Below are 24585 nucleotides of genomic sequence, written 5' to 3' on the forward strand. Positions count from 1 at the left end.
GCAAGGAGCTCGATGATGCGCATCCACAACCTCTACGCCGACGGTAACGGCGAGTCGCACTTCCGGGACATCGAGGTCGACTGGGTCGAGGAAACCCGCGCGGGCAAGCTGTCCAAGCGCCTGCCCGCCAACGGGATCATCTTTCGCCAGGTGCAGCCCACCTACGACCTGGACTGGCATCCGGCGCCCCGCCGGCAGTACATCATCAACCTCGACGCCGGAGTTCGGATCACCGCCAGCGATGGGGAGAGCCGGGTGATCGGCGCCGGCGAGGTGATCCTGGTGGAGGATACGACCGGCAAGGGGCACCGCTCGCAGGCGGTCGATCAGAAGATCCGTCACTGCATCTTCGTTCCAGTGGATGATTAAGATGGGGGGCCCCGAAATGGCCCCCCATACCCCCCCGTTCGCGTCTCGATCGAGCCAGGGGCTCGATCGCGCCCGCGACGAGCGACCAGGCTCGACCGGGCATCACAACGCGGTCGTCCGGGCCGACGGGCGGGTGGTGAACGTGGTGCGGCCGCGAGGGCAGCTCTTCGTGTGCGCGACGGGCTGCTGTTGCGGTCGTGTCGAAGACGGGTTTTCGCCCGTGCCGACCCAGCTCTATCACGACGAGTGGGAGCGCCGGGGCTTGCGCAACGTGGTACACCTCACGATCGGTGGCTGCCTGGGGCCCTGCGGCCTCGCCAACGTCGCGCTCCTGCTCTTCGACGGCCAGGCCCTGTGGTTTCACTCGATCAACGCCGAGCCGCTGGTCCTGGCGCTCTACGACCACATCGGGGCGATGCTGAAGGCCGATCGGTGCCTGCCCTCGCCCCCGGCGCTAGCGCCCTATCAGTTCACAGCTTCGGCGTGGCAGCCGCCGCCGTGACGACAGGGTCGTCGGTGGCTCTCTACCAGGAGGCTCAGGCATGGACACGCTGACGGGCGGGCGCGCGGTCGTGGAGCTGCTCAAGGCCGAGCAGGTGCGCTACATCTTCGGTATCGTGGGCTCGACGTTCCTCGAGGTGCTCGACGCGCTCTACGACGACCGGGGCGTCGAGTACATCAACGTGCGCCACGAGCAGGCCGCCGCCTTCATGGCCGACGGGCTGGCGCGCGTCACCGGCCAGCCGGCCGCCTGCTTGGTCACCAGCGGCCCGGGCGCGACGAATCTCATGACCGGAGTGGCCGCCGCCTGGGTGGCTCATTCCCCGGTCGTGGTCCTGGTGGGTGGCATCCCGCTCGAGCACCACGACAGGGACGCGTTCCAGGACTTCGATCTCGTCAGCATGTTCCGGCCCGTCAGCAAGCTGGCCGTCCGGATCACCCGGCCCGAGCGGATTCCCGAGCTCCTGCGCGCGGCCCTGCGCGCCGCCAGCAGTGGCCGGCGGGGGCCGGTATTCGTGGAGATCCCGCGCGACGTCCTGCACGGCGAGCTGCCGCGGACGGACCTCCTGCCGCCGCATCGCTACCGGGTGACCCATCCCCTGCCCGCGCACCCCGAGGCCATCGGCGAGGCGGTGCGGCTGCTGCGGACGGCCGAGCGGCCCCTGCTGCTGGTCGGCGGCGGCGTCACGTGGGCCGGGGCCACCGAGCTGATCGTGCGCCTGAGCGAGCAGGGCACGATACCGATGATCACCGCGTACGGACGCAACGATGCGGTGCCCAACGGGCATCCGCTCTATCTGGGTCCCCTGGGCCGCGCCGGCGCGCCGGAGGCCGCCAGCGCGTGCCGCCGGGCCGATGCCCTCGTCGTCGTCGGCTCCCGGCTGGCGCAGTTCACGACCCACTTCGACGACCGCTACATCCGGCCGGGCGTCCCGCTCATCCACATCGACATCGAAAGCCGCGACATCGGCCGCTACTATCCGGTGGCCGTGGCCATCCAGGCTGACGCCCGCGAAGCCTGCCAGGCGCTGCTGGAGGGCCTCGGCCACGCGGGCGCCCCCGACCGGACGGCCTGGCGCCGCGAGGCCGAGAGCCTGCGCGGCCAGCGCCAGGCGCGCCTGGCCGCGGAGGCCGGACTCGCTGCCAAGCCCATGAAGCCGCAGCGCATCTATGCGGAGTTGCGCCGGGCGCTGCCCCCGGAGACGATCGTCGCGCTCGACGCGGGGGCCGCCCCGGCGTACGGGTACGACCGCCTGCACTTCGCCCGCCCGCGCACGTTTCTCACCCCGCTCGACCTGGGCGGCCTGGGCTTCGCGTTCCCCGCCGCGCTGGGCGCGAAGCTCGGCCGGCCCGACGCCCCCGTGCTGGCCATCCACGGCGACGGCGGCTTTCTCATGAATGCGCAGGAGCTGGAGACGGCCGTACGCCACGGGATCGCCGTCACCACCATCGTGATGAACAACAACTGCTGGGGCTCCGAGAAGGCCTACCAGAAGCACTTCTACGGCGGGCGCTACATCGGCTGCGACATCGGCAACCCCCGCTACGACGAGTACGCCCGCATCTTCGGCGCCCGCGGGTACTACGTGGAGCACCCGGACCAGGTCGGCGACGTCGTCCGCTCCGCGCTCGGCTCCGGCCAGCCGGCGGTCATCGAGATCCCCATCGATCCCGAGGAGTTCCCCACGCCCGCCACCGCCGTGCGCCGGACGTCGGGGTGAGTCGGCGGCTGCTGCTCGCCGGGGTCCTGGCCCTGGCGACCATCGACCCCGTCGTCATCGAGGACTGGCGCGGCTCCCCGGTCGGGAGCACCGGCGTGCCGGCCGGCTGGCGGACCTACGGGGGAGGCGGCAGCTTCCAGCATCCGCCGGTGATCGTGAACCACGACGGCCGCGCCGCCCTGCGGCTCAAAACCGATCGCTACAGCATCCGGCTCGCCCGGGGCGTCACCGTGGACCTGACCCGCACGCCGGTGCTCGAATGGGAGTGGAACGTCACGACGCTACCCCGACACGGCGATGTGCGCAGCCGGGTGAACGATCAGGCGGCCCGCGTCATGATCATGTTCGGCGCCCGGCTCCGCCCGAACATCCTGGGCTACGTCTGGGATACCCGCGCGCCCGCCGGCACGGAGATCAGAACGCAGGGCTACGTCGACCGATGGCTGATCGTCGAGCGATCCGGTGGCGACGGCGTGGGCTCCTGGCGGCGCGAGGCGCGCAACGTCGTCCAGGATTACCTGCGCTTGTTCGGTACGCACCCCCCTGCGGTACGGGCGGTCTCGCTGGAAAGCCACTCCGAGGACGCCGACCACGCCAGCGAGGCCATGTTCGGGCGAGTGCGCTTCAGCCCGGCGGGGACGCGTCCCGACGGCTAGGGTGCGCGGGTCAGGTCGAAGGCGAACAGGCTCACGCGATAGGTGGCGGCCGCCCCCCCGGCCGGGCTCTCGAAGTCGACCCGGGCGCCAGAAGGCAGGTCGCTGCCCAGCCACGCCACGCGCTGGTGGACGACCGCCCCGCTGGCGTCCAGGCCTTCGATCAGGAGCTGAATCCGCCGGGCCGGGTAGGCCGAGGTGTTCTGAATCGTTCCGCGCACGACCCGGCGGCCCCCGACCTCGGCTGGCTGCCAGTCGAGCCGGAAGTGGCTCTCCCCGCCGACCACCAGTGGGGACAGCAGCCGGGCTGGCTGCCCGGACACCGCCGTAGCCGCCAGCAGCACGAACGCTCCCGCCCACACGATTCCGGTCCTGAGTGCCCTCATAGCATCCTCCCCGCCATGGCAACCAGCGAGGCGGCTTCATGGGTCCGGCCCTCTCGGGACCCGGTGATGCCGCCATGGGCGCGGCGCGGCTTGCTAACTGCGGGCGACCTGGGATATTGTGCCCAGTCACGATCCCCCCCGGGGTCGGTGGTGTGCCCTCCCGGGGGCCGCTGGCGAGCAGGAGGTGCCATGCAGCGGTACATCGCGCGACGAGCCCTCCAGAGCTTGCTCGCCCTCTGGGTCATGAGCCTCATCGTGTTCGCCATGGCGCGCCTGAGCGGGAACGCGCTCGACATGATGTTGCCGATGGAGGCCACCCAGGAGGACTACGATCGCCTGTCGAAGTACTGGGGCCTGGACCAGCCGATGCACGTGCAGTACGGCATCTTCGTCAGCCGGGCTCTGAGGGGCGACTTCGGCATGTCGTGGAAGTGGCCGGGCTACTCGGCCATGGGTCTGGTGATGGACCGCCTGCCCGCGACGCTGCAGCTCGCCGGGTTCGCGCTGGCCATCAGCGTCGTGATTGCGCTCCCCATCGGGGTCCTGTCCGCGGTCAAGAAAGGCACGGCCTGGGACACCTCGGGGAAGATCATCGCGCTGCTCGGCCAGTCGCTGCCCGGGTTCTGGCTGGGCATCGTCCTGATGTGGGTCTTCGCGGTGAACCTCGGCTGGTTCCCCACCTCGGGCCGCGGAGGCCTGCAGTACATGATCCTGCCGGCCATCACCCTGGGCTGGTTCCAGGTCGCCGCGCTCATGCGGCTGGTGCGCTCCTCGATGCTCGACGTGCTGGACAGCGAGTTCGTGAAGCTCACCCGGGTCAAGGGGCTCGCCGAGTGGAAGGTCGTGTGGAAGCATTGCCTGCGCAACGCGGCGATCGCGCCCCTGACGTTCTTCGCGATCATCGCCGGGGTCCTCATGACCGGCTCGGTGGTGACCGAGACCGTCTTCTCCTGGCCGGGCACGGGCCTGCTCGCCATCGACGCCGTGCGGGCGCGGGACTACCAGGTGGTCCAGGCCGTGGTGATCGTGTTCGCCACGATCTTCATTTTGACGAATCTGCTCGTCGACATTCTCTACGCGTACCTGGATCCGCGGATCCGGTACCGGTAACGAACGTCATGACGAAGGAGGCCGAGCGATGGCCACCGTGACCGCGAGATCGCTACCCTGGTACGCGCCGCCTCGCGTGGCGCGGGCGATGCGCGAAGTCCGGCGGTACCCCGTGGTGGCGCTGTCGATCCTGACGTTCTTCCTGGTGATCCCGGCGCTGTTCGCCACCCAGATCGCGCCGTACGACCCGCTGAAGGGCTCGCTGTCCAAGCGGCTCCGGCCGCCCGCGTGGCAGACCGGCGGCAGCATCGAGTACCCGCTGGGCACGGACAAGATGGGGCGGGACATCCTGAGCCGCATGATCCACGGCGCCCGGGTATCGCTCACCGTGTCGCTGGTGGCCATCTTCGTGGGCGGGATCATCGGGACCGGCATCGGATTGATCTCCGGGTACTTCGGTGGCCGGGTGGACGGCGTCCTCATGCGCCTGGTGGACATCTCGCTGTCCTTACCCACGATCTTGCTGGCGCTGGTGCTCGTGACCGCCGTGGGCCCGAGCTTCGGCACCGTCATCACCGTGCTGGTCGTGCTCCTGTGGGCGCGCTACGCCCGGCTGGTCCGGGGCGAGACGCTCACCATCAAGGAGCGCGACTTCATCGCCCGGGCGCGGGTGGCCGGTGCCTCCCACGCCCGGATCATGGGCCGCTACATCTTCCCCAACGTGATGAACTCTTTGGTCGTGCTGGCCACGCTCAACGTCGGGTACGTCATCCTGCTGGAATCGGCGCTGAGCTTCCTCGGCGCCGGCCTGCCCCGGCCGCTGCCGGCCTGGGGCCTCATGGTGGCGGACGGCCGCGAGCTGATCGTCACCGCGTGGTGGGTCTCGATGTTCCCGGGGCTCGCCATCATGCTCACAGTGCTCGCGCTGAACCTCCTGGGCGACTGGCTGCGGGATCATTTCGATCCCAGGCTCAGGAACGTGTGAGAACGGAGTACGGCATCCGGAGGAGGGTTCTGATGAGAGGTACTAGGCTGCCATGGTTTCCGTCGTTGCGACTCGTTTCCCTCGCGCTCGCTGTCGTGCTCGCATGGGGCCTGGCGACCACTCCAGCGCCGGCCGCCGCCCAGCTGCCCCAGAAGCTCGTCTTCGCCTCGGCCGGGTTCGAGGACAGCAACCGGTTCTGGACGGTGGCCCGCCCCGACCACCTGCAGTACGACCCGTTCCTGGAAACGCTGCTCGAGGTGGACCCGAAGACCGGTGAGTACACCCCGCGCCTGGCCGAGAAGTGGTCGGCCAGCCCGGACTACAAGGAGTGGACGTTCCACCTGCGCAAAGGCGTGCAGTTCCACTTCGGGTACGGCCCCTTCACCGCCAAGGACGTCGTGCATTCATACTCGCTGACCCAGCGGCCGGAAGCGAAGATGACGCTAGGCCCGTTCTGGCGCAGCGTGGACGAGGTCAAGGTCATCAACGACCACCAGATCGTGTTCCGGATGAAGCGCCCGGCCACGACCCTGGACTATGCGGTTTCCCGCGCCGGTGACCTCCGTATCGTGAGCAAGGCCCAGTGGGACAAGGAGGGCCTGGAGGGCTTCGACAAGAGGCCGGCCGGAACCGGCTCGTACCAGTACGCGGGGCGCAAGCAAGGCATCTCGATCACCTTCGAGCGCGCCGACAAGCACTGGGCGGGCGAGAAGCCGGCCTTCAAGGAGCTGGAGTTCCGCATCGTCCGCGAGGAGGCCACCCGGCTGGCCCTGCTGCTGTCGGGAGAAGCCCACATCGCCGATATGCCGCGCGAGCTGCAGAAGGACGCGATCGCCAAGGGCATGAAGCTCTACTTCTCGTCGTTCCCGGTGGACTGGATCACCGTCTACCTGGGCGGCCAGTACCACATGCCTGGCGACAAGGCGTTCCGGGCGGACGTGCCGTGGACGAACAAGAAGGTGCGGCAGGCCATGAACGTGGCCATCAATCGCCAGGAGCTCTTGAAGACGGTCTTCGCCGGCAAGGGCTCGCTCACGTACGTGACGGGCTGGTCCGAGAAGTCGGAAGGCTTCAACCCCGAGTGGGTCAAGAAGTTCCCCGCCATGTACGGGTACAACCCCGGCAAGGCCAAGCAGCTGTTGAAGGAGGCCGGGTACGGCCCCGGCGGCAAGCCGATCAAGGTCAAGATCCTCGCCTTCACCGAGCCCGGTGAGTCCGAGGGCCCGCAGGTGGCCGAAGCGCTCGGCATCTACTACAAGGAAGTCGGCATCGACAGCGAGATCGAGGTGCTGGACTGGGCCAAGGTGCGGAGCATGTTCCGCGGAAAGGCCATGCACTGCTGCATCTGGCCGAACATCATTTCCTGGCGGCCCTCCGAGGAGTGGATCCGCACCGCCTACTTCAGCAAGAGTCCCAACCACTTCTACGAGCACGAGTACGTCGACAAGACCTATGAGCTGCTGTCCAAGACCGTGAACAAGGCCGAGCGGCAGCGGATCGCCCAGGCCATCGGCGATCACCTGTTCGAGGAGTTCGCCGACATCCCGCTGTTCTGGTTCCGCAACGAGGTCGTGGCGAATCCCAAGGTCGTCGGGACCTGGGCGTATCCGGGGATGGCGGCCGGGCGGTCCACGCACTTCCACCTGGTACGGCCACCGGCAAAGTAGTCGCTCGGGGCGAGCGGTCAGCGGGGGGATCGGGGCGAGTGCCCCGGTCCCCCCTTTATACCCGGTGACGATCAGGTGGTGAATGCCTAGACGGATCGGCGACGTCGTTCTCGAAGTCGAGGACCTGCACACCTACTGCTTCACGCGGTGGGGCGTGGTGCAGGCGGTCAACGGCGTGAGCTTCTCCCTGCGCGAGGGAGAGACGCTCGGGATCGTGGGCGAGTCCGGGTGCGGCAAGACGATGACGGCGCTGTCCATCCTGCGCCTCGTCCCGCGGCCGGTGGCCCGCATCGTGAAGGGCGCCATCCGGCTCCAGGGGGAGAACCTGCTGGAGAAGACCGAGCGGGAGATGCGCGCCATCCGGGGGCGTCGCCTCTCCATGATCCTGCAAGACCCCCAGACGTCCCTGAACCCGGTATTCACCATCGGTAACCAGCTCATCGAGGCCATCAAGATCCATCACCGCGACGGCCGCCGCTCGCTCGTGCAGCGCGCCATCGACGGCTTGAAGCAGGTGCGGGTGGCCGCCCCCGAACGGCGGGTGGACGATTACCCGCACCAGATCAGTGGCGGCATGAAGCAGCGGGTGGTGGGGGCCATCGCCATCTCGTGCGAGCCGAAGGTCATCATCGCCGACGAGCCTACCACCTCGCTCGACGTCACCATCCAGGCGCAATACCTGCGCCTGCTCCGCGAGATCCAGGAAGCTACCAACCTGGCGCTGATCTTCATCACTCACGACTTCGGCATCGTGGCCAAGATGTGCGACCGGGTCATGGTCATGTACGCCGGCCGCGTGGTGGAAAGCGGCTCGGTGCGGGACATCTTCAATCACCCCTCGCATCCGTACACCCAGGCCCTGTTGAACTCCGTGCCCAACATGGACGAGGACGTCGAGCGGCTCTACTCGATCTCCGGCCAGCCGCCCGCCCTGTGGGACCTGCCGGAGGGCTGCCGGTTCGCCCCCCGCTGCCCCCACGCCGACGACCGCTGCCGGCGCGAGTATCCGCCGTCGTTTTCGGTCAAGAACGGCCACGTCGCCAGTTGCTGGAGACTGGAACCGGCATGACCGAGCCCCTTGTCCTCGAGGTGCAGGCCCTGAAGAAGCACTTCCCCATCAGCCAGGGCGTGCTGTGGTCGAAGACCGTCGGCTGGGTCAAGGCCGTGGACGGCGTCGGCTTCTCGGTGCGTCAGGGCGAAACCCTTGCGCTCGTGGGGGAGTCCGGCTGCGGCAAGACGACGACCGCCAAGCTCATCCTCCGTCTGGAAGAGCCGACCTCCGGTCGTGTCCTCGTCGACGGTAACGACGTCCACGCCTTGCAGGGAGACGGCTTGCGAGATTACCGGACGACCGTCCAGGCCGTCTTTCAGGACCCCTGGTCCTCGCTGAGCCCGCGCATGCGGGTGCGGGACATCGTGGCCGAGCCGCTCGTGGTGAACCGGCAGGGCTCGGCCGGCGAGATCAAGGAGCGGGTCGCCGAGGTCCTGGCCTCCGTCGGCCTGCGCCCGCAGCAGGCCCGGCTGTACCCCCACGAGTTCAGCGGCGGGCAGCGGCAGCGCATCGCCGTGGCCAGCGCCCTGGTGTCCAAGCCGAAGCTCATCATCCTGGACGAGCCCGTCTCGGCCCTGGACGTCTCGATCCGCGCCCAGATCATGAATCTGCTGGTAGATCTTCAAAAGCAGTACAACGTCAGTTACGTGCTCATCGCCCACCACCTGGCCACGACGCGGTACATGGCCCACGAGGTGGCGGTCATGTACCTGGGCAAGATCGTGGAGCGGGCCAGGACGAAGGAGCTGTTCAGCAATCCGCTGCATCCCTACACCAAGGCGCTCTTCTCGGCCGCCTTGCCGGCCCACCCGGACATCACCCGCGAGGAGATCATCCTGACCGGCGAGGTCCCCTCCCCCATCAACCCGCCCTCGGGGTGCCGCTTCCATCCCCGCTGCCCCTTCGCCATGCCCCAGTGTGCGGAGGTCGAGCCGGAGGAGAAGGAGACCGTTCCCGGTCACCTGGTGGCCTGCCACCTCTACTAGCGGGAGGTCTCCCACGACACCGAGCGAGCTGGCCGGCGCGCTTCGTCGGCAGCTGAATCCACGGCGGGCCCGATGGCAGAAGCCCGACGCCCTCGTCAGGGCGCTGCGGCTCCGACGCGGGCAGGTGGTGGCCGAGATCGGCGCCGGCCCGGGCTACTTCACCCCGCGCCTGGCCCGGGCCGTCGGCTCATCGGGTCACGTCTACGCGGTGGACCCCGAGGCGGCCGTCCTCGACGTGCTGCGGCGGCGCCTCGCCCGGGCGGGGGTGCGCAACGTGACGCCCGTCCTGAGTCGGGACGACGATCCGATGCTCCCCCGCAACCGCTGCGACCTCGCGGTCATCATCAACGCCTACCACCACATGCGAGGGGCCGGCCCCTTCTTGCGCCGGCTGGTGTCGGTGCTCCCTCGCGGCGCCCGCGTGATCAACGTGGACTGGAACGAAGAGTCGGAGTTCGGCCCGCCGCCCAGACGGCGCGTGCCTCGCGCGCGGTTCCTCCGCGACGCTCGCCGGGCCGGCCTGCGGCTGGTCCGCGAGCACCGCATCTTGCCCCACCAGTACTTCCTCGAGCTGCGTCGCGTGCGCTGAGGCGGTCGCCCAGGGGACGCTCAGTCGGGCTCGAAGCGGTCCTTGTAGTCCAGCCGCAGCGCGGGATTCTGCTCCTCTTTGCGCAGGTAGCAGTTGCCGGCGGCCAGGATCTCGATTTCGGTGCCCATGAAGCACCGGAACGCGTCCTCCGGTGTACACACGATGGGCTCGCTCCGGACGTTGAAGCTGGTGTTCACCAGCACCGGACAGCCGGTCTGGGCTTTGAAGCTCGACAGCAGCGCGTGGAATCGCGGATTGGTGTCGCGGTGCACCGTCTGAACGCGCGCGGAATAGTCGACGTGGGTGACCGCCGGGATCTCCGAGCGCGGGACGTTGAGCTTGTCGATCCCGAACAGCGCCTGCTGCTCGGGAGTCATGGCCAGGCGCCGTGACTCGACGACGTCGGCCACCAGCAGCATGTAGGGGCTGTCCGCGTCGAGCTCGAACCACTCGGCCACGTCCTCCCGCGGCACCGCCGGGGCGAACGGGCGGAACGACTCCCGGTACTTGACCTTCAGGTTCAGGAGCTTCTGCATGGTGGGCGAGCGCGGGTCGCCCAGGATCGAGCGGGCGCCCAGGGCCCGCGGACCGAACTCCATCCGCCCCTGGAACCAGCCCACGGCGGCGCCGTTGACCAGGTCGTCGGTAACCCGGTCCAGCAGCTCGCGCTCGTCGAGCACGTGGACCTTGGCGCCCAGGCCGGCCAACCGGGCCTCGATCTCGCGGTCCGTGAATTCCGGTCCCAGGTAGGCTCCCCGCATCGGGTCGGCCCCCGCCGTGCGGGCGTTGCCGAGGAAGCCGTAATAGGCGCAGAGGGCGGCCCCGATCGCCCCGCCGGCATCTCCCGCGGCCGGCTGGATCCAGATCCGGGCGAAGCGACCGTCGCGCAAGACCTTGCCGTTGGCCACACAGTTCAGGGCGACGCCGCCAGCCAGGCACAGGTTCTCGGCTCCGGTCTCCTGGGCCAGGCTGCGCGTGAGCTTGAGCACGACCTCCTCGACCACGGCCTGGATCGACGCGGCCACGTTCATATGGGCCTGCGTCAACAGCTCGTCGGGCCGCCGGGGAGGCAGGCCGAACAGCCGGTGGAACTTCTCGTTCGTCATCCGAAGACCGGTGCAGTAGTCGAAGTAGCTCAGATCCAGGCGGAAGCTGCCGTCCGGCTTCACGTCGATGAGCGTGTCCCGGATGCGATCGGCATAGACCGGCGCGCCGTACGGGGCCAGGCCCATGACCTTGTACTCACCGGAGTTGACCTTGAAGCCGGTGTAGTACGTGAAGGCCGAGTAGAGGAGCCCCAGCGAATGCGGGAAGTGGATCTCCCGGAGCAGGCGAAGCTCGCGGCCGCGGCCGAAGCCCGCCGACGTCGTCGTCCACTCGCCCACGCCGTCCATGGTGAGCACCGCCGCCTCGGCGAAGGGCGAGGCGAAGAAGGCGCTGGCGGCATGGGACTGGTGATGTTCGGCGAACAGCAGCTTGTCGCGGACCTCGCGCCCGCCGCCCAGCTTCCGCAACTCGTCCACCAGGAGCTTGCGCTGGAACAGCTTCTCGTGGAGCCAGACCGGGATGGCCATGGAGAACGAGCGAAAGCCCCGGGGCGCGAAGGCCAGATAAGTCTCCAGCAAGCGCTCGAACTTCAAGAAGGGCTTGTCGTAGAACGCGATGTAATCGACACCGTCGAGCGAGCAGCCGGCGGCGGTCAGGCAATACGTGATGGCGTGCCGGGGAAATCGCGAGTCGTGCTTCTTGCGCGTGAAGCGCTCCTCCTGGGCGGCGGCGACGATGACGCCGTCCTCCACCAGGGCCGCGGCGCTGTCGTGATAGAAGGCCGAGACGCCAAGGATACGCATGGCCGTCTAGAAGAGCGTGTAGATGAACGGGGCCACCGCGCTGCCTTTCGTGAGCACGACGAGGCCGCCGAACACGAGCAGGGCGAGGAGAATGGGCAGGAGCCAGAACTTCTTCCTGACCCGCATGAACATCCAGAGCTCGGCAAAGAATGACATAGGTTTCCCCTCAGAACTGGTTCCGCATGGTTTCGGGCTCCGGCCCCGGAGGATGCCGGTGGATCCAGTAGCTGGACGCCGACCCGTCCCACCCCAACCGCAGAGGATCCTTGCGCATCAGTCGCATCAGTAAGCCCATAGGGGTGAACACGACGAAGAACAGCAATCCCAGCACGATGGGGCTGGTGATGCGATGCAGGAGCAGCCCGAAGGCCAGCCACAGCCGATTGGCCGGTCCGAGGAGCCGGGGCCGGATCAGCGCGACGGCGACGAAGAGGCCCGCGATCGAAAGGGCCCAGAGACGGGGCGGCCGGCCCCCGAGCAGGGGGAGCAGGGCGATGACGACGAAGACGCCCGCGAAGACGAGCCCGAAGGCGCGGTCCGAGCCGCCCCGCACCGCCTCCTCGTGGCCCAGGTATTCGTGCGTTTGCGCCGCTCGCTGGCTGATGGCCCTCGACTCCCCGTGAAAGGTAAGTCCCCTACCCTACCCTCGTTGTCAGGATGGCTCAAATAGGCTGGTAGGTACAAGCCTCCAGTCAGCGGTGCTCGAGAGCCGCGAAGAGCGCCGGGTCGAGGCGGGCGCGGTATCGGGCCAGCACCGGCTGGACCGCCGCCACGAAGGCGGCGTGCTCGTCGGCCGCCAACTGGGTGACGTCGTTGCCCGGCGGGCCCAGCCGGGCCAGCACGTCCCGGTCCTCGGAGGCGGCGAGCTGCCGCTGAAGCGCGGTCGCCTGCAGGGCCGCCTCGTCCACGGCTGACTGCACCTCCGCCGGCCAGCTCCGATACTGGCGCTCGTTGGCGATCATGAAGCTCGCCCCGAAGAAGTGCCCGGTCAGCGTGATGTACCGGTGGTAGCGGTGCACGCCGAAGGTGTAGATGTTCGTCAGGGGATTGTCGTGGGCGTCGAAGACGTCGCCGGCGATGTCCTGCACGAACTGCTTGATGTCCACGGCGATCGGCACGAACCCGAGCGCGCGGAAGACCTCCCCGTGCAGCTCGCTCATCTGCGTACGAATCCGGAGTCCCCGGCAGTCCTGGGGCCGGTGGATCGGCCGCACCCGGTTCGTGAGATGGCGAAACCCGTTGTCCCAGAGACCCAGCACGCGCCAGGGCGTGGCCGCGTGCAGGCGGCGGGTGTAGAGCTCCCCGAGGCGGCCGTCGAGCGCGGCCCACGCCGTGCGGCGGTCCCGGACCACGAAGGGCAGCTCGAGCAGCTGCAGCTCGGGCACCCACGCGGTGAAGCGCACCGTCGACATGTAGCAGAAGGCCAGCTCGCCGCGCTCGACCATGACGGGCAGGTCTCCCGAGGGGCGCCCGAGGTCGAGCACGCTACCGATCAGCTCGAAGGCGATCCGGTCACCCAGCTTCTGCTCCAGCAGCTCACCGAATCGGCGGGCCGCCCGATTGTGGATGGACGCCGGCGGCTGGTAGCCGCCGAACTTCATGGTGATGGGCATCACGACCCGACGCGGTGGCGTTTCATGGCGGATCCGGGTAGAACTAAGCACACGCTCGCGGGCGGGTCAATGGCACGGTGCCGCAGCGCCCCCCAAGGAGGAGCGATGAACGGATTCCGGGTGAACGACGCGGACGGCCACATCACCGAGACGACCGAGCAGCTCCGCCCCTACTTCGGCCCGGACGCCCCCGCGCACTGGGCGGAGCGCCGCTCGTATTACCCGCAGGACGCCTGGGACCGCTCGCTGGGCGGGCGACTGGGGAGCCGGGCCAACGACGCCAAGACCTGGCTCGGCATCATGGACGAGGGCGGCGTGGAGACGGCCGTGCTCTATCCTACGGCCGGCCTCGGCATCGGCTGGGTCCGCGAGCCGGACTTCGCCGTGGCCCTCTGCCGGGCCTACAACAACTTCCTCGCCCACGAGTTCCTCCAGGTAAGCCCGCGCCTGAAGGCGGTGGCCCTGCTGCCCTTCCAGGACGTGCCGGCGGCGGTGGCCGAGCTCCGCCGGGCGGTGGGCGAGCTCGGGATGGTGGGCGCCTTCGCCCCGGCGGTCGGGCTGCGGCTGCCGCTGGGCCACACCCAGTTCCACCCGATCTATGCCGAGGCCGAGCGGTTGGGCACGATGATCGCGTGCCACGCTACCGTACGCGGCCCGCACTTCTTCGGGGCCGACGGGTTCGACCGGTTCATCGAGGTGCACACGCTCTCCCATCCGGTGGCCCAGATGATCCAGCTCACGGGCATGATCTTCGAGGGCGTGCCGGAGAAATACCCGCGACTGCGGATCGGGTTCATGGAGGCGGGGTGCTCCTGGCTTCCCTTCTGGATGGACCGGATGGACGAGGAGTGGGCGAAGCGCGGCGAGGTGGAAGCGCCGCTCTGCCGACAGCGGCCCAGCGCGTATCTGAAGTCCGGCCAGCTCTACTTCGCCGCGGAGGGAGACGAGCGCTCGCTCCCCGAGGTCGTGCGGCGGTTCGGAGACGACCTCGTCTTCTACGCCAGCGACGTCCCCCACTGGGATCACGACTATCCCGCCAACATCCAGGAGCTGGCCGGCCGCGACGACCTGAGCCTCGACACCCGGCGCAAGATCCTCTACGACAACACCTGCCGCCTGTACGCATGCTGAGCCCCTCGACGATCCCCGACGAGATCGACGTTCCCCACGCCCTCGTGCGTGTGCTCGAAGAAGCGGGCGTGCGATTCGTGTTCGGCATGCCGGGCGGCGACACCGGACGCATCTTCGACGCCCTCTACGACTCGACGTCGATCCGCACCATCCTCGTCCGTCACGAGCAGGTCGGCTCGATCATGGCCGAGATGCACGGCCGGCTGACGGGCACACCGGGCGTGGTCATGGGCCAGGGCATCTTCCTGGCCGCCAACGCGCTGTTCGGCGCGCTGGAGGCCGTGAAGGGCGCCTCGCCGATGCTGCTCCTCGGCGACTTCACCGACATGGCGCCCTTCATGCACCACGCGCCGTACCAGGCGGGGACCGGCGAATACGGCAGCCACGATCTGCGCAACCTCCTGGCCAGCGCCACCAAGTACACCGCCGCGGTGTCGGAGCCCAAGCAGGCGGTGCAGACCCTGCAGCTGGCGATCAAGCACGCCACCACCGGGACCCCCGGACCGGTGGCGGTCGTCTTCGGCAGCCGGTCCCTCACGGGCACCGTGAAGACCGGGCGACCGCCGCGTCTGCACGCCACCGCCCGCCATCTGGCCCACGGCACGGTCCGCCCGGCCCCGGCCGATCTGGCCCGCGTGGCCGAGGTCCTGCTGGCGTCGTCGAGTCCCGTCATCGTCGCCGGCAACGGCGTGCACGCCTCGCGCGCCTGGGCCGAGCTCCGAGCGCTTGCCGAGCTGCTCACCGTCCCGGTCGCCACCACGGCGACCGGCAAGAGCGCGATCGCCGAGGACCATCCGCTGGCCCTGGGCGTCTTCGGGAACTGGGGTCAGGTGGTCGCCAACGAGGTGGTCTCGGCGGCCGACACCGTGCTGGTCGTCGGCTCGCGGCTCTCCCCCACCGACACCTGCTTCGAGAACCCCGAGCTGCTGGACGCCGACCGCCAGACCCTGCTCCAGATCGACGTGGAGCCGCTCAACGTGGCCCGGCACTTCCCGGTGGCGGCGGCGATCGTCGCCGACGCCCGGGACGCGCTGGCTGCCCTGATCACCGAGCTCGGGCCGCGGCTCAGGCCGGCGGTGCAGGACGCCGGCCACCGGCGGCGCCAACAGCTGGCCGAGCTGAAGGCGTTGCACCGCTACTTCGCCGAGCCTGCGCAGGCCGCCGACGACGTTCCCCTCCGGCCCGAGCGGGTGATCAGCGAGCTGGCGCGCCGGCTCGGTGAGCGCGCGCTGGTCACCATGGACGCCGGGGCCAATCGCCTCTACATGACCCACTACTTCCAGTGCCGGGGGGCCGGCACCGTCTATCAGCCCTCGTCCATCGGCGGCATGGGCTACGCGCTGCCCGCGGCGATGGCGGCCAAGCTTACCTTTCCGGAGCGGGACTGCGTGGCCGTCTGCGGCGATGGCGGGTTCGCCATGACGATGAGCGCGCTGCTGACGGCGGCGCAGCACCGGATCCCCGTCGTCACCGTCGTGCTCAACAACGGGGTGCTCGGTTGGGTGAAGGACGGGCAGCGGCGCCGGGGCGATCGCTTCATCGCCTCGGAGCTCGGCCGGAACGACCACGCCCGGATGGCGCAAGCCATGGGCTGCGTCGGCATCCGCGTCGAGACGGTCAAAGACCTCCTCGGCGAGCTCGAGCGCATCAAGGGGGCGACGGAGCCGGTGGTCCTGGACGTCGTCACCACCGAAGACGCGCCCTTCTGGCAGGTCCAGTCGCCGCTCGCCAAGGAGGGGCCGGGCGGGGAGTGAGCGGCGGCTCGCCCCTTCGCGCTACCGGGCGGCCGCCAGCCGGGCGAACTGGCGCTTGAGCGAGGTGACCCGGGCCAGGTAGGCCCTCACGTCGTGATCGCCGCACCGCTGCCCGGGAGTCAGCCGGAAGCCCCGTCGCGCATAGGCCTCCCCCGCCCCCGCACCGCAGAGGTGAATGATGGCGGCCAGCTCCTGCTTCTGCTCCAGCGTGACCGCGCCCACGCCCGGACGCCGCATCGTGTTGGCCACGGCTCGATCGAGAAGCGCGGCCGTGAGCTCCACCGCGTGGCCCGGCACGATGCGGGTGTAGAGGCTGTTGAACCAGCACGAGCGCCAGTCGTGCCAGGGCCCCGCCTCCACCACCACGTGGTTGCGGATGCAGTAGCGCCTGGCCTCGCGGAACGTGGCATCGGTGATCTGGTACATCCCGACCGCACTCGACGCCGGCTCGTACACCCCGAAGGGATTCCAGCTGACGCTCCATCGCCAGTACGTCCGGGCCACCGGGTTGCCCGCCCCTTCCGCCTGGGCCAGCGCCGCCAGCAGCTCGGGACGGATGACGGCCGTGGAGTGTCGACGGAAGTGCCGCTCGTACCGCCGCCAGGTCTCCGGCGGCGTCTTCACCAGCGCCCCGCTCACCGGGAACAGCAGCTCGCTCGGCTTGCGCAGGACCTGGTACACCCAGTTCACGGCGAACCACACCACCAGCACGACGACGGCGCCCACCAGCAGGCGGATGATGAGCGGAGCGGCCAGCACCGCCAGGAGGGTGTGCCGGGCCGATGGCCCGAGCGCCCACATGGCAGCCGGCGCCGCTTGCCGCCGGCGCCGCCTCCGGGAGTTCGATCCGAGAACGCGGGAGCGGGCCATAGCTGGGATCCCAGTAGTATGCCGCCGGGAGGCCGGACCGGTCCGCAGATAAAATAATCGGTATACTCGGCTGGCCGCACTGAGGAGGCGCCCGCGTGAAAACGATCGATATCCACGCGCATCTCGTGCCGCGGTCCCTGTGGCAGGCCGCTGACGCCGGCCGGCCGTGGTACGGCTTTCGTCACGAGCCCGGCGAAGGCGCCGGCACCGTCGTGGGCGACGGCAAGCGGACCCGGTTCACGTCCCCCAAGGTCCGGTTCACACCCGAAGAGCGCATCCGTGATATGGACGGGCAAGGCGTGGACGTACAGGTCATCTCCATTCACACTCCGTTCTTCGGCTACCACCTCGATCCGGCTCAGGGCCGCGCCCTGGCCCACGACGTCAACGACGAGATCGCGGGCATGGTCCGGCAGTGGCCTCAGCGCTTCGCCGGCCTGGCCACGCTGCCCGTGCAGGACGTCAAAGCGGCGATCGAGGAGCTGGAGCGCGCGGTCACCGTCCTCGGTCTCAAGGGAGCCGAGCTCGACACCGTGGTCAACGGCGAGAACTGGGATGAGCCGAAGTTCCTGCCCCTGTTCAAGGCCGCCGAGGCCATGGGGGCCGTGCTCTTCTTCCACCCGCAGCCCCAGCACAACTTCATGATGCAGCGGACGACGCGCTACGGCCTGTTCAACAGCCTGGGCGTCATCGTGGAGGACGCCATCGTCGTGGCCATCCTGATCTCCAGCGGGATCCTCGACGCCTGTCCCGACCTCAAGGCGTGCATCGCCCACGGCGGGGGGCCGGCCTGCTTCGCGATGGGGCGACTCGACCGGGGCTGGCAGGGCCGGGCCGGCGCGCCGGACCGCATCCCGCAGCCGCCCAGCGCGTACCAGCGTCGCCTCTACTACGACAGCGTCACGGGGAGCGAGGAGGCCCTGCGCTTTCTGCTCGATCAGGTGGGCGCCGACCGCGTGGTGCTCGGCAGCGACTGGCCCTTCGTGCCCTGGCATCCCTCGCCCGTCACCTGGGTGCAGGGCCTCAAGACGCTTACGCCGGGTGAAAAGGAACGGATTCTGTGGCGGAACCTGGAAGCGCTGCTGAAGCTCTGACGGCCCGTGGCCTTCAGGCCGGGTAAGTCGCGAGGCCAACGGCTCGGGCCGCGGCGGCCAACCGCACGTCGAACGACGCCAACGAGGCCGCGGGCGCCGACGTCGCCAGCGCCAGATGCAGCGCGTCGGCCGTCCGTAGCGGAGTCTCGGTCAGGCTGAGGAGGAAGTGCTCGGCCCGACGATGAACCTCACGGGTCAGCTCGACCCGCCGGTATCCGCCCTCGTCGAGACGTCCGACGATGGCGTGCTGAACGCGGCGGGCGACGTCCCCCGTGAGCTCGCCCTGACGCAGACGACGCGACAGCGCCGACGTGGCCTCGGTCACGGCCAGATCGGACACGAAGACGTCGACGCGTCCTTCCACGACCCGATTGAACTCGTCGCTGCCCGGCTCAGGCAAGTAGAGCTTGAGCAGCGCGCTCGTGTCGCAGTAGAGGGGACCGGGCAGCCGGGTCGCGTACGCGGCGGCCGGCTCGCGGAGCCGCGCCGGAGGGCGCCTCCTAACGGCGATCCTCGCGCTCCTGGGCGATCGTGGCGGAGAGCGGGGGATCGAGGACCGGCATCGTCCGGCGGAACGCCGCCAGATTGCGAACGCCCCCGCTGCGCGGGCGATCCGGAGGCACCAGCTTCGCCACGGGGCGCCCGCGCTCCGTGATCACGACTTCCCGGCCTTTCTTGACTTCGTCGAGCAGTGCTGACAGATTCTGGCGGGCCTCGCGGACGCCGGCGCTACGCATGCCGGCAGTGTGCTACATGTAGCACATCGAGTCAAGTCAGCCCCATGATACCGTCGGACGATGGCTCCGGCCGGCGCCGCCCTGGTCCTCGTCCTGGCTCTGGCCCTCGTCGCCTCCGCGCTGGACGCCGGGGCCCAGCCGGTCGAGCGGCCCCGCCACGATCCGCTGCAGGGGATGGACCCGAGCGGCCGGATCCCGAAGGTTTCCCTGCCCGAGGACCTGCCCAACCCGGAGCGATGGCGCTATCTCCCGGAGGGGCGGATCAAGCCGGGCAACGTCTTCGAGCGCTTCCTCGTCTCCAGCTTCATCGCCCCACAGTTCTTCTACGAGCAGGACATCGGCGCCGGCGGCGGCATCGCGCTCACCGACATCGACTTCCGGAACGAGCGCCGTCGGGAGTTCCTGGGCGCCTTCGTGTCCTACACGACCGAAGGTCAGCAGAAGTACCGGGTCATCTGGCGCCGCTGGCACCACCACCGGAACCTGCCCGAAGGCGGGGTCCTCGTGGAGGAGCGCAGCCGCATCGACGCCTTCGGCGGATACGAGAAGAGCCTGACCCGACGGTTCTTCGGGCTGGGGCCGGACACCCGGGAGGGCGACGAGACCAGCTACACCGACGAGGTCTTCGACCTCGGCGTGCGCGGCGACCTGGCCCTGCCCCGCGCCGGCGGCGACTGGATCGCCACCCTCGGCGCGCGGGGCGAGCATCACAATCTGGCGCCGGGACGAGTCTCGGGCCGGCCCACGACGGACGAGGCCTTCCCGGACCTCTTCGCCGCCGGCGATGACGTGGCCAGCTTCACGGTGAGCGCCGGGCTGCGCTATGACACCCGCGACAGCCAGCACCAGCCGCACGCCGGATGGCAGCTCGGCCTGTTCGTGGACGCGCCCCTGTGGCAGAGCAGCGGGGACCCGGGAGCCGTGGCCACCGCGTACGGCAACGTGGCCTTCCGCGTGCCGCCCCTCTTGCACCGGGGCGGTGACGAGCGGGAGGAGCACCGGCCCACCGACACGCTGGCCCTGGGGCTGAGCGTGCAGGCCAGCACCGGCGACCTGCCCTTCTACGAGCGGCCGAGCCTCGGCGGCCCCGACACCCTGCGCGGGTACATCGCCAACCGCTTCACCGACGACGCGAGCTGGCACGCCGTGGCCGAATACCGCTTCTGGATCATCCCCCGGGGCTTCGCGGTCACCGAGACCATCCGCATCGAGCGTGTCGGGATGGCGCTGTTCGGGGAGGTGGGCACGGTCGCCGACAGCGTGGACGAGCTGCCCGCCGCCCAGATCCACACCAGCTACGGGCTCGGCCTGCGCTTCAGCCTGGAGCGGACGGCCCTCTTCCGCGCCGACGTGGGCTTCTCCAAAGAGGACGTCAACGTCACCGTGGGCTTCGGCCTGTCGTTCTGAGCGTGCTCAGCCGGCTGGCGCATCCGCCTCACGCGCCCGGTAGATGGCCAGCCGGCCCCGCGCCCGGAGCACCCAGTACGCGAAGAATCCCGCGATGACCAGGACGGCCGCCGTCACGACCATGCCGTCGCGGTGGCCGATGGCTGCCAGCGCGGCGGCGGCGAGGATGACACGGAGCGTCAGGTCGGCACCGCGGCCGTCGGCGAAGCGGCCCTGGACGGCGAAGACCAGGCCCACCGTACCGGCCAAGACGAGCACGAACGCGCCGAGCTGCGCGATGCCGGGATCCACCACCAGCTCCGGTCGCGTGAAGATCGCGCCCATCAGGACGAACAGGGGCAGGCAGATCCGCACCGCCCATATCATCGTCCCCATGAACGACGCGTTGGCGATCTTCGCGGCCACCGCGGCCACCACCGAGGTGGGCGGCGTGAGCTCGCCCCACACGGCGATGAAGAACGCGTAGAAGTGCACCACCCAGGGGTCCACGCCAGCCTTGATCAGAAAGGGGGCGATGACGAGCGCGGTGATGATGTAGGTCGGCGCGGGTGGCAGCCCGGTGCCGACCAGGGTGCCGAAGGCGAAGGCCACGAGCAGCATCACGGTCAGGTGGATGCTCGCCGCCTGCATCAGCACGAAGCCCAACTTGGTGGGGACGCCGGTGATGACGAAGACGCCGGTCATGATGGACAGCGTCGCCAGCAGCAGCGTCAGGTCGGTCGTCATCAGCGTGAAGGTCTCTACGAAGTCGCGCGCACGGCGGCCCAGGTCCCGCCACCCCGGCGCGCCGCGGACCGTCAGCGCGACGAAAATGACCGTGAGGACGATGCCCACCACCGCGAAGACTTGCTGGGCGGCCTGCATCGCCGGCAGGCGCGTGATCCCCATCAGGTAGATCAGCCCGGCGACGACGGCGGCGTAGGCCACGATGTTCACCCGGTCCATGGTCGTCAATCGCTCCACGGCGACGCTGACGGACCGCACAGGCAGACGCGCGGTGATGAGGTACACGGCGGCGGCCACCCCGGCGAAATAGATCAGCGCCGGGACGTACCCTCGCGCCACCACGTCGAAGTAGCTCACGCCGAGGAAGTCGGCCATGAGGAACGCCGAGATGCCCATGACCGGCGGCATGAGCTGGCCGCCGAGCGACGAGGCGGTCTCGATGGCCGCCGCCTGGGTTCGCGCCAGACCCGCCCCGATCATCGCGGGAATCGTCGCCGAGCCCGTGGTGGCGGCGTTGGCGGCCCCGCTGCCGCTGATGGCGGCCACCCCCAGGGAACCCAGCACGGCCGACTGGGGCAGCGCGTGGGGCGAGCGGGCAGCGATGCGCGAGGCCGCTTTCAGGATGGAGTCCACGCAGCCGAACGCCCGCAGCAGACTGAGGACGAGGAGGAACGAGCCGATCAGGGTCAGGGCCAGCTGGGGCAGGCGCGAGAAGACGCCCGTCGTCGTCTCCACGGTCATGGCCGTCACCACGCGGGACCAGTCCAGGCCGGGATGCCCGAACATCCCGGGGATCAGCCACCCGTAGACCGTGTAGAGGATCAGCAGGACGTTGATGACGAACAGGGGCAGGTACCGGAGCCGCCCGTACTCCATGACCAGCAGGAGCATCACTGTCCCCACGAGCAGGTCGGTCGTGCTCCAGACGCCGGCCCGCACCGTGCGGATCTCCACGAACTCGAGGGTGAAGTAGACGCCGACGGCGATTGCGGCCGCGCCGTAGACGGCGGTGATCGCCACGTTGGCCGGCCGCCCCAGACGCGGGTAGAGGCCGCCAGTCCGCAGCGCGTCGAGCGCGGCGATGATGAAGGCGACGGGGACCAGCGCCACGGCAAGCTGGGTGGGGCCGCCGGCGCCGGTCCAGTAGTAGCGGAAGAGGTACAGCGCGAAGCCCGCGGAGACGGCCGTGAACAGGACGTTCACGACCGTACCGGCGAGGCCCCGTCCTCGATCACTTCGCTATCCGCGCGTCCCACTTGGCGTCCCAGGCGCCTTTCTCCTTCATCCAGCGCGCCAGCCCCGGGTGCACCTCTACGAGGTCGATGGAGGACTCGATGCCGCGCCGTTGCATGCCGACCATGTCCGCACGCACCTGCGCATACGCTGGATCGATCTTCGCCAGCTCGGCGACGTTCTTCTCCACGGCCTTGATGACCTTGTAGACCACGTCCGCGGGGATCTCCTTGCCCAGGTGGAAGCCGTAGTAGAAGGGAATGTGGTAGACGGTCTTGGTGTGCACATCGCGCTTGTAGGCGGCCGCCGGCACCTCGATAGTCTGCATGCCCGCCTTCTTGAGGGTCTCACGCTCCTCGGGGCTGGGGTTGAGCATGGCCCAATCCGTGCTGATCGAGGTCTCCGTGATCCACGGCGCCGTGGAGGACAGGGCATTCGTGTACACGATGAAGCCCTTGATGTTGCCCCGGTCGAGGAGCGAGCCTACCGACTGGAGGTCGACCTCGAAGTACTCGTGCTTCACGCCGAGCACCTGAAAGGCGCGCTCGAGCACGGCGCGCACGTCCCAGGGCAGCGGCCCCGTGAAGACACGTTGCCCCGACAGATCGCGCCAGGACTTGTACTTGTCACGGTCCCGGGCATGGACGGCGGCGCCCACCTCGGTGGTGTAGATCCAGAGCGACTGCACTGGGGTCCGCTTGGCCTGGGCCTTGAAGCCCTTGAAGCGGGCGGTGTCGTTGGCGAGCTCGTAGAACGCCACGTCGGAGCCGTAGTAGCCGTCGAACTGCCCGGTCGCGTAGCCCTTGACGGTGATGATGGCGCCCGGCGTCGGCAACATGCTGATCCGGAGCTCCGGCAGCTCACGGCTGAGCATCGACGCCAGGTTGACCATCGAGCGGTGCCCCGCCGAGCCGGCCGCCGAGGTGCCCCATTTCAGATCGAGGGTCTGGGCCCGGCCGCCCGCGGGCAACGCGAGCAGCAGGACCGCGATCAGGGAAAGCCGCATAACGCTCTTCATGGGGTGAAGCCCTCCAGTCTTCGACGCGTGACCCACTGGAAATGCGCGCGTCCAGTCTAGGCAGGCGCCTTCAGGGTGTCAAACCGATCGACTCGTCCCCGGCGAGCGCGCTCGATCTCCTCCGGCGTGTAGCGAAAGGCCCGGAACACCCAGTTGTTCAGCCCGGGGCGGCCGGGCTCGTCGGCGAAATAGGGGTTGACGTACTCCCACACGACCGCGCCCTCGGCCGTCACCTCGAAGATGCGCCCGTCGCACCCCTCGCAGATCAGGGTGTTGCCGTTGGACAGGCGCTGGGCGCCGGAGATGTAGGGGCTGAAGAAGTCGAACAGGGACTGATCGTGGTACTCCCACACGATCGCGCTGGTTCGCGGGTCGACCTCGATGACGCGGGAGTACGGCGCCGGGTGATCACGGCGGTGCGGGCCGTTGTCGAAGATGAGCATGTTGCCGTTGGCCAGCGGGCGGGGATCGTGCTGCTGGGCCAGCGGCGGGCTACCGAGCTTCCAGCGCAGGGCGCCGGTGCGGCGGTCGACGATGGCCACGGTCGAGATGTTGCGGAAGCTCACCACGAGGTTGCCGTCGGGCAGCTCGGCGACCGTGTTGCCGTGGGTCCACTCCTCGCGCCGGTCCTGGGCCGTGATGACCTCGGTCGTGACGTCGAGATGCTCCCAGCTCCGCCACTCCCAGACGACGGTGCCGTCCGTCGTCACTTCCAGGAGGTAATCGGCGTACATCGTGCCCGTGGCCTCCGTCCCCGGCAGCCCGCCCTGGACCCGGGCGGCCAGCCCCGGGGGCAGCGGGCGCAGGCACAGGAGCACGACGTTGCCGTTGGCGAGCTTGCGCGCGTCGTGATGGTGGTCGGGATGGTTGACTTCCCAGAGGACCTTGCCGTCCCAGTCGACCTCGAGGGCCGCGCCCGCCTTGAACCGCGCCCAGGCTTCGAACCGCCCCAGGTCGCTCATCACCTTGCCGGAGTAGAAGAGATGCCCGTTGTCGAGCAGGTATCCATAGAGCCCGGGACGATAGGGCAGGCGCCAGGCGTGCACGACCTCGCCGGCCATGTCGATGAGATAGACGGTCCCGTCGCCCAGCATCGGCGTGAAGAGGGTGTAGCCGGGTAGCGCCCGCTCGGGGTCGTGCGCGATCAGGCCGGTGCGGGCCCGCCGCACCCGCTGCTGATCCACCGTGGCCATC

General features: G+C 69.3%; 25 protein-coding genes. 14 read left to right on the forward strand and 11 right to left on the reverse strand.

Annotation, left to right across the window (positions count from 1 at the left end; translation table 11 throughout):
- Nucleotides 1-12 precede the first annotated feature (12 nt).
- The 4 genes from VFR64_04720 to VFR64_04735 are packed head-to-tail and all read left to right on the forward strand — an operon-like array spanning nucleotide 13 to nucleotide 3247.
- Nucleotides 13-369, forward strand: a complete 357-nt coding sequence (locus VFR64_04720; GenBank protein HET9489043.1) for a hypothetical protein — start codon at nucleotides 13-15, stop codon at nucleotides 367-369.
- A 1-nt stretch (nucleotide 370) separates the two neighbouring features.
- Complete coding sequence (locus tag VFR64_04725; GenBank protein ID HET9489044.1) at nucleotides 371-871, forward strand: (2Fe-2S) ferredoxin domain-containing protein; 501 nt, start codon at nucleotides 371-373, stop codon at nucleotides 869-871.
- A 40-nt stretch (nucleotides 872-911) separates the two neighbouring features.
- Nucleotides 912-2591, forward strand: coding sequence for a thiamine pyrophosphate-binding protein (locus VFR64_04730; protein HET9489045.1), 1680 nt, complete (start codon nucleotides 912-914; stop codon nucleotides 2589-2591).
- Nucleotides 2588-3247 (forward strand): DUF3047 domain-containing protein, encoded by a 660-nt coding sequence (locus tag VFR64_04735; GenBank protein HET9489046.1) that lies wholly within the window; start codon nucleotides 2588-2590, stop codon nucleotides 3245-3247. Before VFR64_04730 ends, VFR64_04735 begins: the two co-directional genes overlap by 4 nt.
- Here VFR64_04735 and VFR64_04740 read toward each other — a convergent pair.
- The gene (locus VFR64_04740; protein ID HET9489047.1) at nucleotides 3244-3630 is read right to left on the reverse strand and encodes an FxLYD domain-containing protein; all 387 of its coding nucleotides are present in this window, start codon (nucleotides 3628-3630) and stop codon (nucleotides 3244-3246) included. The two genes, VFR64_04735 and VFR64_04740, sit on opposite strands and share 4 nt — an antisense overlap.
- Before the next feature lie 189 nt (nucleotides 3631-3819).
- Between VFR64_04740 and VFR64_04745 the strand changes: the two genes are divergently transcribed.
- From VFR64_04745 to VFR64_04770, 6 genes are all read left to right on the forward strand, one after another.
- The gene (locus tag VFR64_04745) at nucleotides 3820-4740 is read left to right on the forward strand and encodes an ABC transporter permease (protein HET9489048.1); all 921 of its coding nucleotides are present in this window, start codon (nucleotides 3820-3822) and stop codon (nucleotides 4738-4740) included.
- 28 nt (nucleotides 4741-4768) lie between these two features.
- Complete coding sequence (locus tag VFR64_04750) at nucleotides 4769-5665, forward strand: ABC transporter permease (GenBank protein ID HET9489049.1); 897 nt, start codon at nucleotides 4769-4771, stop codon at nucleotides 5663-5665.
- Nucleotides 5666-5697: 32 nt separating this feature from the next.
- A complete protein-coding gene (locus VFR64_04755) occupies nucleotides 5698-7332 on the forward strand; it encodes an ABC transporter substrate-binding protein (protein ID HET9489050.1) in 1635 nt (544 codons plus the stop codon).
- A gap of 82 nt (nucleotides 7333-7414) precedes the next feature.
- Nucleotides 7415-8401 (forward strand): ABC transporter ATP-binding protein, encoded by a 987-nt coding sequence (locus VFR64_04760; GenBank protein ID HET9489051.1) that lies wholly within the window; start codon nucleotides 7415-7417, stop codon nucleotides 8399-8401.
- The gene (locus VFR64_04765) at nucleotides 8398-9369 is read left to right on the forward strand and encodes an oligopeptide/dipeptide ABC transporter ATP-binding protein (protein HET9489052.1); all 972 of its coding nucleotides are present in this window, start codon (nucleotides 8398-8400) and stop codon (nucleotides 9367-9369) included. The genes VFR64_04760 and VFR64_04765 overlap by 4 nt, the downstream gene beginning before the upstream one ends.
- Nucleotides 9302-9958, forward strand: coding sequence for a class I SAM-dependent methyltransferase (locus VFR64_04770; protein ID HET9489053.1), 657 nt, complete (start codon nucleotides 9302-9304; stop codon nucleotides 9956-9958). Before VFR64_04765 ends, VFR64_04770 begins: the two co-directional genes overlap by 68 nt.
- A 20-nt stretch (nucleotides 9959-9978) precedes the next feature.
- Here VFR64_04770 and VFR64_04775 read toward each other — a convergent pair whose 3' ends face one another.
- The 4 genes from VFR64_04775 to VFR64_04790 all read right to left on the reverse strand — a co-directional run bounded on the left by VFR64_04775 (nucleotide 9979) and on the right by VFR64_04790 (nucleotide 13421).
- Nucleotides 9979-11808, reverse strand: a complete 1830-nt coding sequence (locus VFR64_04775; GenBank protein HET9489054.1) for a carbamoyltransferase — start codon at nucleotides 11806-11808, stop codon at nucleotides 9979-9981.
- Nucleotides 11809-11814: 6 nt separating this feature from the next.
- The gene (locus VFR64_04780; protein HET9489055.1) at nucleotides 11815-11964 is read right to left on the reverse strand and encodes a DUF5989 family protein; all 150 of its coding nucleotides are present in this window, start codon (nucleotides 11962-11964) and stop codon (nucleotides 11815-11817) included.
- Nucleotides 11965-11974: 10 nt separating this feature from the next.
- The gene (locus tag VFR64_04785) at nucleotides 11975-12361 is read right to left on the reverse strand and encodes an SxtJ family membrane protein (GenBank protein ID HET9489056.1); all 387 of its coding nucleotides are present in this window, start codon (nucleotides 12359-12361) and stop codon (nucleotides 11975-11977) included.
- Nucleotides 12362-12500: 139 nt separating this feature from the next.
- Nucleotides 12501-13421, reverse strand: a complete 921-nt coding sequence (locus VFR64_04790; protein ID HET9489057.1) for a TRAP transporter substrate-binding protein — start codon at nucleotides 13419-13421, stop codon at nucleotides 12501-12503.
- Between the two features lie 105 nt (nucleotides 13422-13526).
- Between VFR64_04790 and VFR64_04795 the strand changes: the two genes are divergently transcribed.
- Nucleotides 13527-14552 carry an amidohydrolase family protein gene (locus VFR64_04795; GenBank protein ID HET9489058.1) on the forward strand — a complete coding sequence of 342 codons (1026 nt, stop codon included), beginning with the start codon at nucleotides 13527-13529 and terminating at the stop codon, nucleotides 14550-14552.
- Entirely contained in the window at nucleotides 14546-16306 is a 1761-nt protein-coding gene (locus VFR64_04800) for a thiamine pyrophosphate-binding protein (protein ID HET9489059.1), read from the forward strand. The genes VFR64_04795 and VFR64_04800 overlap by 7 nt, the downstream gene beginning before the upstream one ends.
- 21 nt (nucleotides 16307-16327) lie before the next feature.
- Here the strand turns inward: VFR64_04800 and VFR64_04805 are convergent, their stop codons facing one another.
- Nucleotides 16328-17107, reverse strand: a complete 780-nt coding sequence (locus tag VFR64_04805; GenBank protein HET9489060.1) for a lytic transglycosylase domain-containing protein — start codon at nucleotides 17105-17107, stop codon at nucleotides 16328-16330.
- 164 nt (nucleotides 17108-17271) lie between these two features.
- Here VFR64_04805 and VFR64_04810 point away from each other — a divergent pair, with 164 nt between their 5' ends.
- Entirely contained in the window at nucleotides 17272-18270 is a 999-nt protein-coding gene (locus tag VFR64_04810) for an amidohydrolase family protein (GenBank protein HET9489061.1), read from the forward strand.
- Between the two features lie 13 nt (nucleotides 18271-18283).
- Here VFR64_04810 and VFR64_04815 read toward each other — a convergent pair whose 3' ends face one another.
- Nucleotides 18284-18883: a type II toxin-antitoxin system VapC family toxin gene (locus VFR64_04815; protein HET9489062.1), complete on the reverse strand. Its 600-nt coding sequence runs from the start codon at nucleotides 18881-18883 to the stop codon at nucleotides 18284-18286.
- Nucleotides 18771-19007, reverse strand: a complete 237-nt coding sequence (locus tag VFR64_04820) for a type II toxin-antitoxin system prevent-host-death family antitoxin (protein ID HET9489063.1) — start codon at nucleotides 19005-19007, stop codon at nucleotides 18771-18773. Before VFR64_04820 ends, VFR64_04815 begins: the two co-directional genes overlap by 113 nt.
- Before the next feature lie 60 nt (nucleotides 19008-19067).
- Here VFR64_04820 and VFR64_04825 point away from each other — a divergent pair, with 60 nt between their 5' ends.
- A complete protein-coding gene (locus tag VFR64_04825; protein ID HET9489064.1) occupies nucleotides 19068-20414 on the forward strand; it encodes a BamA/TamA family outer membrane protein in 1347 nt (448 codons plus the stop codon).
- A gap of 6 nt (nucleotides 20415-20420) precedes the next feature.
- Here VFR64_04825 and VFR64_04830 read toward each other — a convergent pair whose 3' ends face one another.
- Genes VFR64_04830 through VFR64_04840 form a run of 3 tightly spaced genes read right to left on the reverse strand, consistent with a single transcriptional unit; the run spans nucleotide 20421 to nucleotide 24584 of the window.
- Nucleotides 20421-22343 carry a TRAP transporter large permease subunit gene (locus tag VFR64_04830; GenBank protein HET9489065.1) on the reverse strand — a complete coding sequence of 641 codons (1923 nt, stop codon included), beginning with the start codon at nucleotides 22341-22343 and terminating at the stop codon, nucleotides 20421-20423.
- 28 nt (nucleotides 22344-22371) lie between these two features.
- Nucleotides 22372-23391, reverse strand: coding sequence for a TAXI family TRAP transporter solute-binding subunit (locus VFR64_04835; GenBank protein HET9489066.1), 1020 nt, complete (start codon nucleotides 23389-23391; stop codon nucleotides 22372-22374).
- A gap of 56 nt (nucleotides 23392-23447) precedes the next feature.
- Nucleotides 23448-24584 carry an aryl-sulfate sulfotransferase gene (locus VFR64_04840; GenBank protein ID HET9489067.1) on the reverse strand — a complete coding sequence of 379 codons (1137 nt, stop codon included), beginning with the start codon at nucleotides 24582-24584 and terminating at the stop codon, nucleotides 23448-23450.
- Nucleotide 24585: the final 1 nt, after the last annotated feature.

The organism is Candidatus Methylomirabilota bacterium (assembly GCA_035709005.1).
Taxonomy (GTDB): Bacteria; Methylomirabilota; Methylomirabilia; order Rokubacteriales; family CSP1-6; genus 40CM-4-69-5.

Bases quoted from the DNA above. Each gene is read 5' to 3' on its own strand.
- VFR64_04720 (HET9489043.1), top strand. From the start codon at position 13: ATGATGCGCATCCACAACCTCTACGCCGACGGTAACGGCGAGTCGCAC.
- VFR64_04730 (HET9489045.1), top strand. From the start codon at position 912: ATGGACACGCTGACGGGCGGGCGCGCGGTCGTGGAGCTGCTCAAGGCC.
- VFR64_04775 (HET9489054.1), bottom strand. From the start codon at position 11,808: ATGCGTATCCTTGGCGTCTCGGCCTTCTATCACGACAGCGCCGCGGCC.
- VFR64_04760 (HET9489051.1), top strand. From the start codon at position 7,415: ATGCCTAGACGGATCGGCGACGTCGTTCTCGAAGTCGAGGACCTGCAC.
- VFR64_04780 (HET9489055.1), bottom strand. From the start codon at position 11,964: ATGTCATTCTTTGCCGAGCTCTGGATGTTCATGCGGGTCAGGAAGAAG.
- VFR64_04740 (HET9489047.1), bottom strand. From the start codon at position 3,630: ATGAGGGCACTCAGGACCGGAATCGTGTGGGCGGGAGCGTTCGTGCTG.
- VFR64_04725 (HET9489044.1), top strand. From the start codon at position 371: ATGGGGGGCCCCGAAATGGCCCCCCATACCCCCCCGTTCGCGTCTCGA.
- VFR64_04800 (HET9489059.1), top strand. From the start codon at position 14,546: ATGCTGAGCCCCTCGACGATCCCCGACGAGATCGACGTTCCCCACGCC.
- VFR64_04835 (HET9489066.1), bottom strand. From the start codon at position 23,391: ATGAAGAGCGTTATGCGGCTTTCCCTGATCGCGGTCCTGCTGCTCGCG.
- VFR64_04790 (HET9489057.1), bottom strand. From the start codon at position 13,421: ATGCCCATCACCATGAAGTTCGGCGGCTACCAGCCGCCGGCGTCCATC.
- VFR64_04750 (HET9489049.1), top strand. From the start codon at position 4,769: ATGGCCACCGTGACCGCGAGATCGCTACCCTGGTACGCGCCGCCTCGC.
- VFR64_04795 (HET9489058.1), top strand. From the start codon at position 13,527: ATGAACGGATTCCGGGTGAACGACGCGGACGGCCACATCACCGAGACG.
- VFR64_04820 (HET9489063.1), bottom strand. From the start codon at position 19,007: ATGCGTAGCGCCGGCGTCCGCGAGGCCCGCCAGAATCTGTCAGCACTG.
- VFR64_04765 (HET9489052.1), top strand. From the start codon at position 8,398: ATGACCGAGCCCCTTGTCCTCGAGGTGCAGGCCCTGAAGAAGCACTTC.
- VFR64_04840 (HET9489067.1), bottom strand. From the start codon at position 24,584: ATGGCCACGGTGGATCAGCAGCGGGTGCGGCGGGCCCGCACCGGCCTG.
- VFR64_04755 (HET9489050.1), top strand. From the start codon at position 5,698: ATGAGAGGTACTAGGCTGCCATGGTTTCCGTCGTTGCGACTCGTTTCC.
- VFR64_04805 (HET9489060.1), bottom strand. From the start codon at position 17,107: ATGTGGGCGCTCGGGCCATCGGCCCGGCACACCCTCCTGGCGGTGCTG.
- VFR64_04745 (HET9489048.1), top strand. From the start codon at position 3,820: ATGCAGCGGTACATCGCGCGACGAGCCCTCCAGAGCTTGCTCGCCCTC.
- VFR64_04825 (HET9489064.1), top strand. From the start codon at position 19,068: ATGGCTCCGGCCGGCGCCGCCCTGGTCCTCGTCCTGGCTCTGGCCCTC.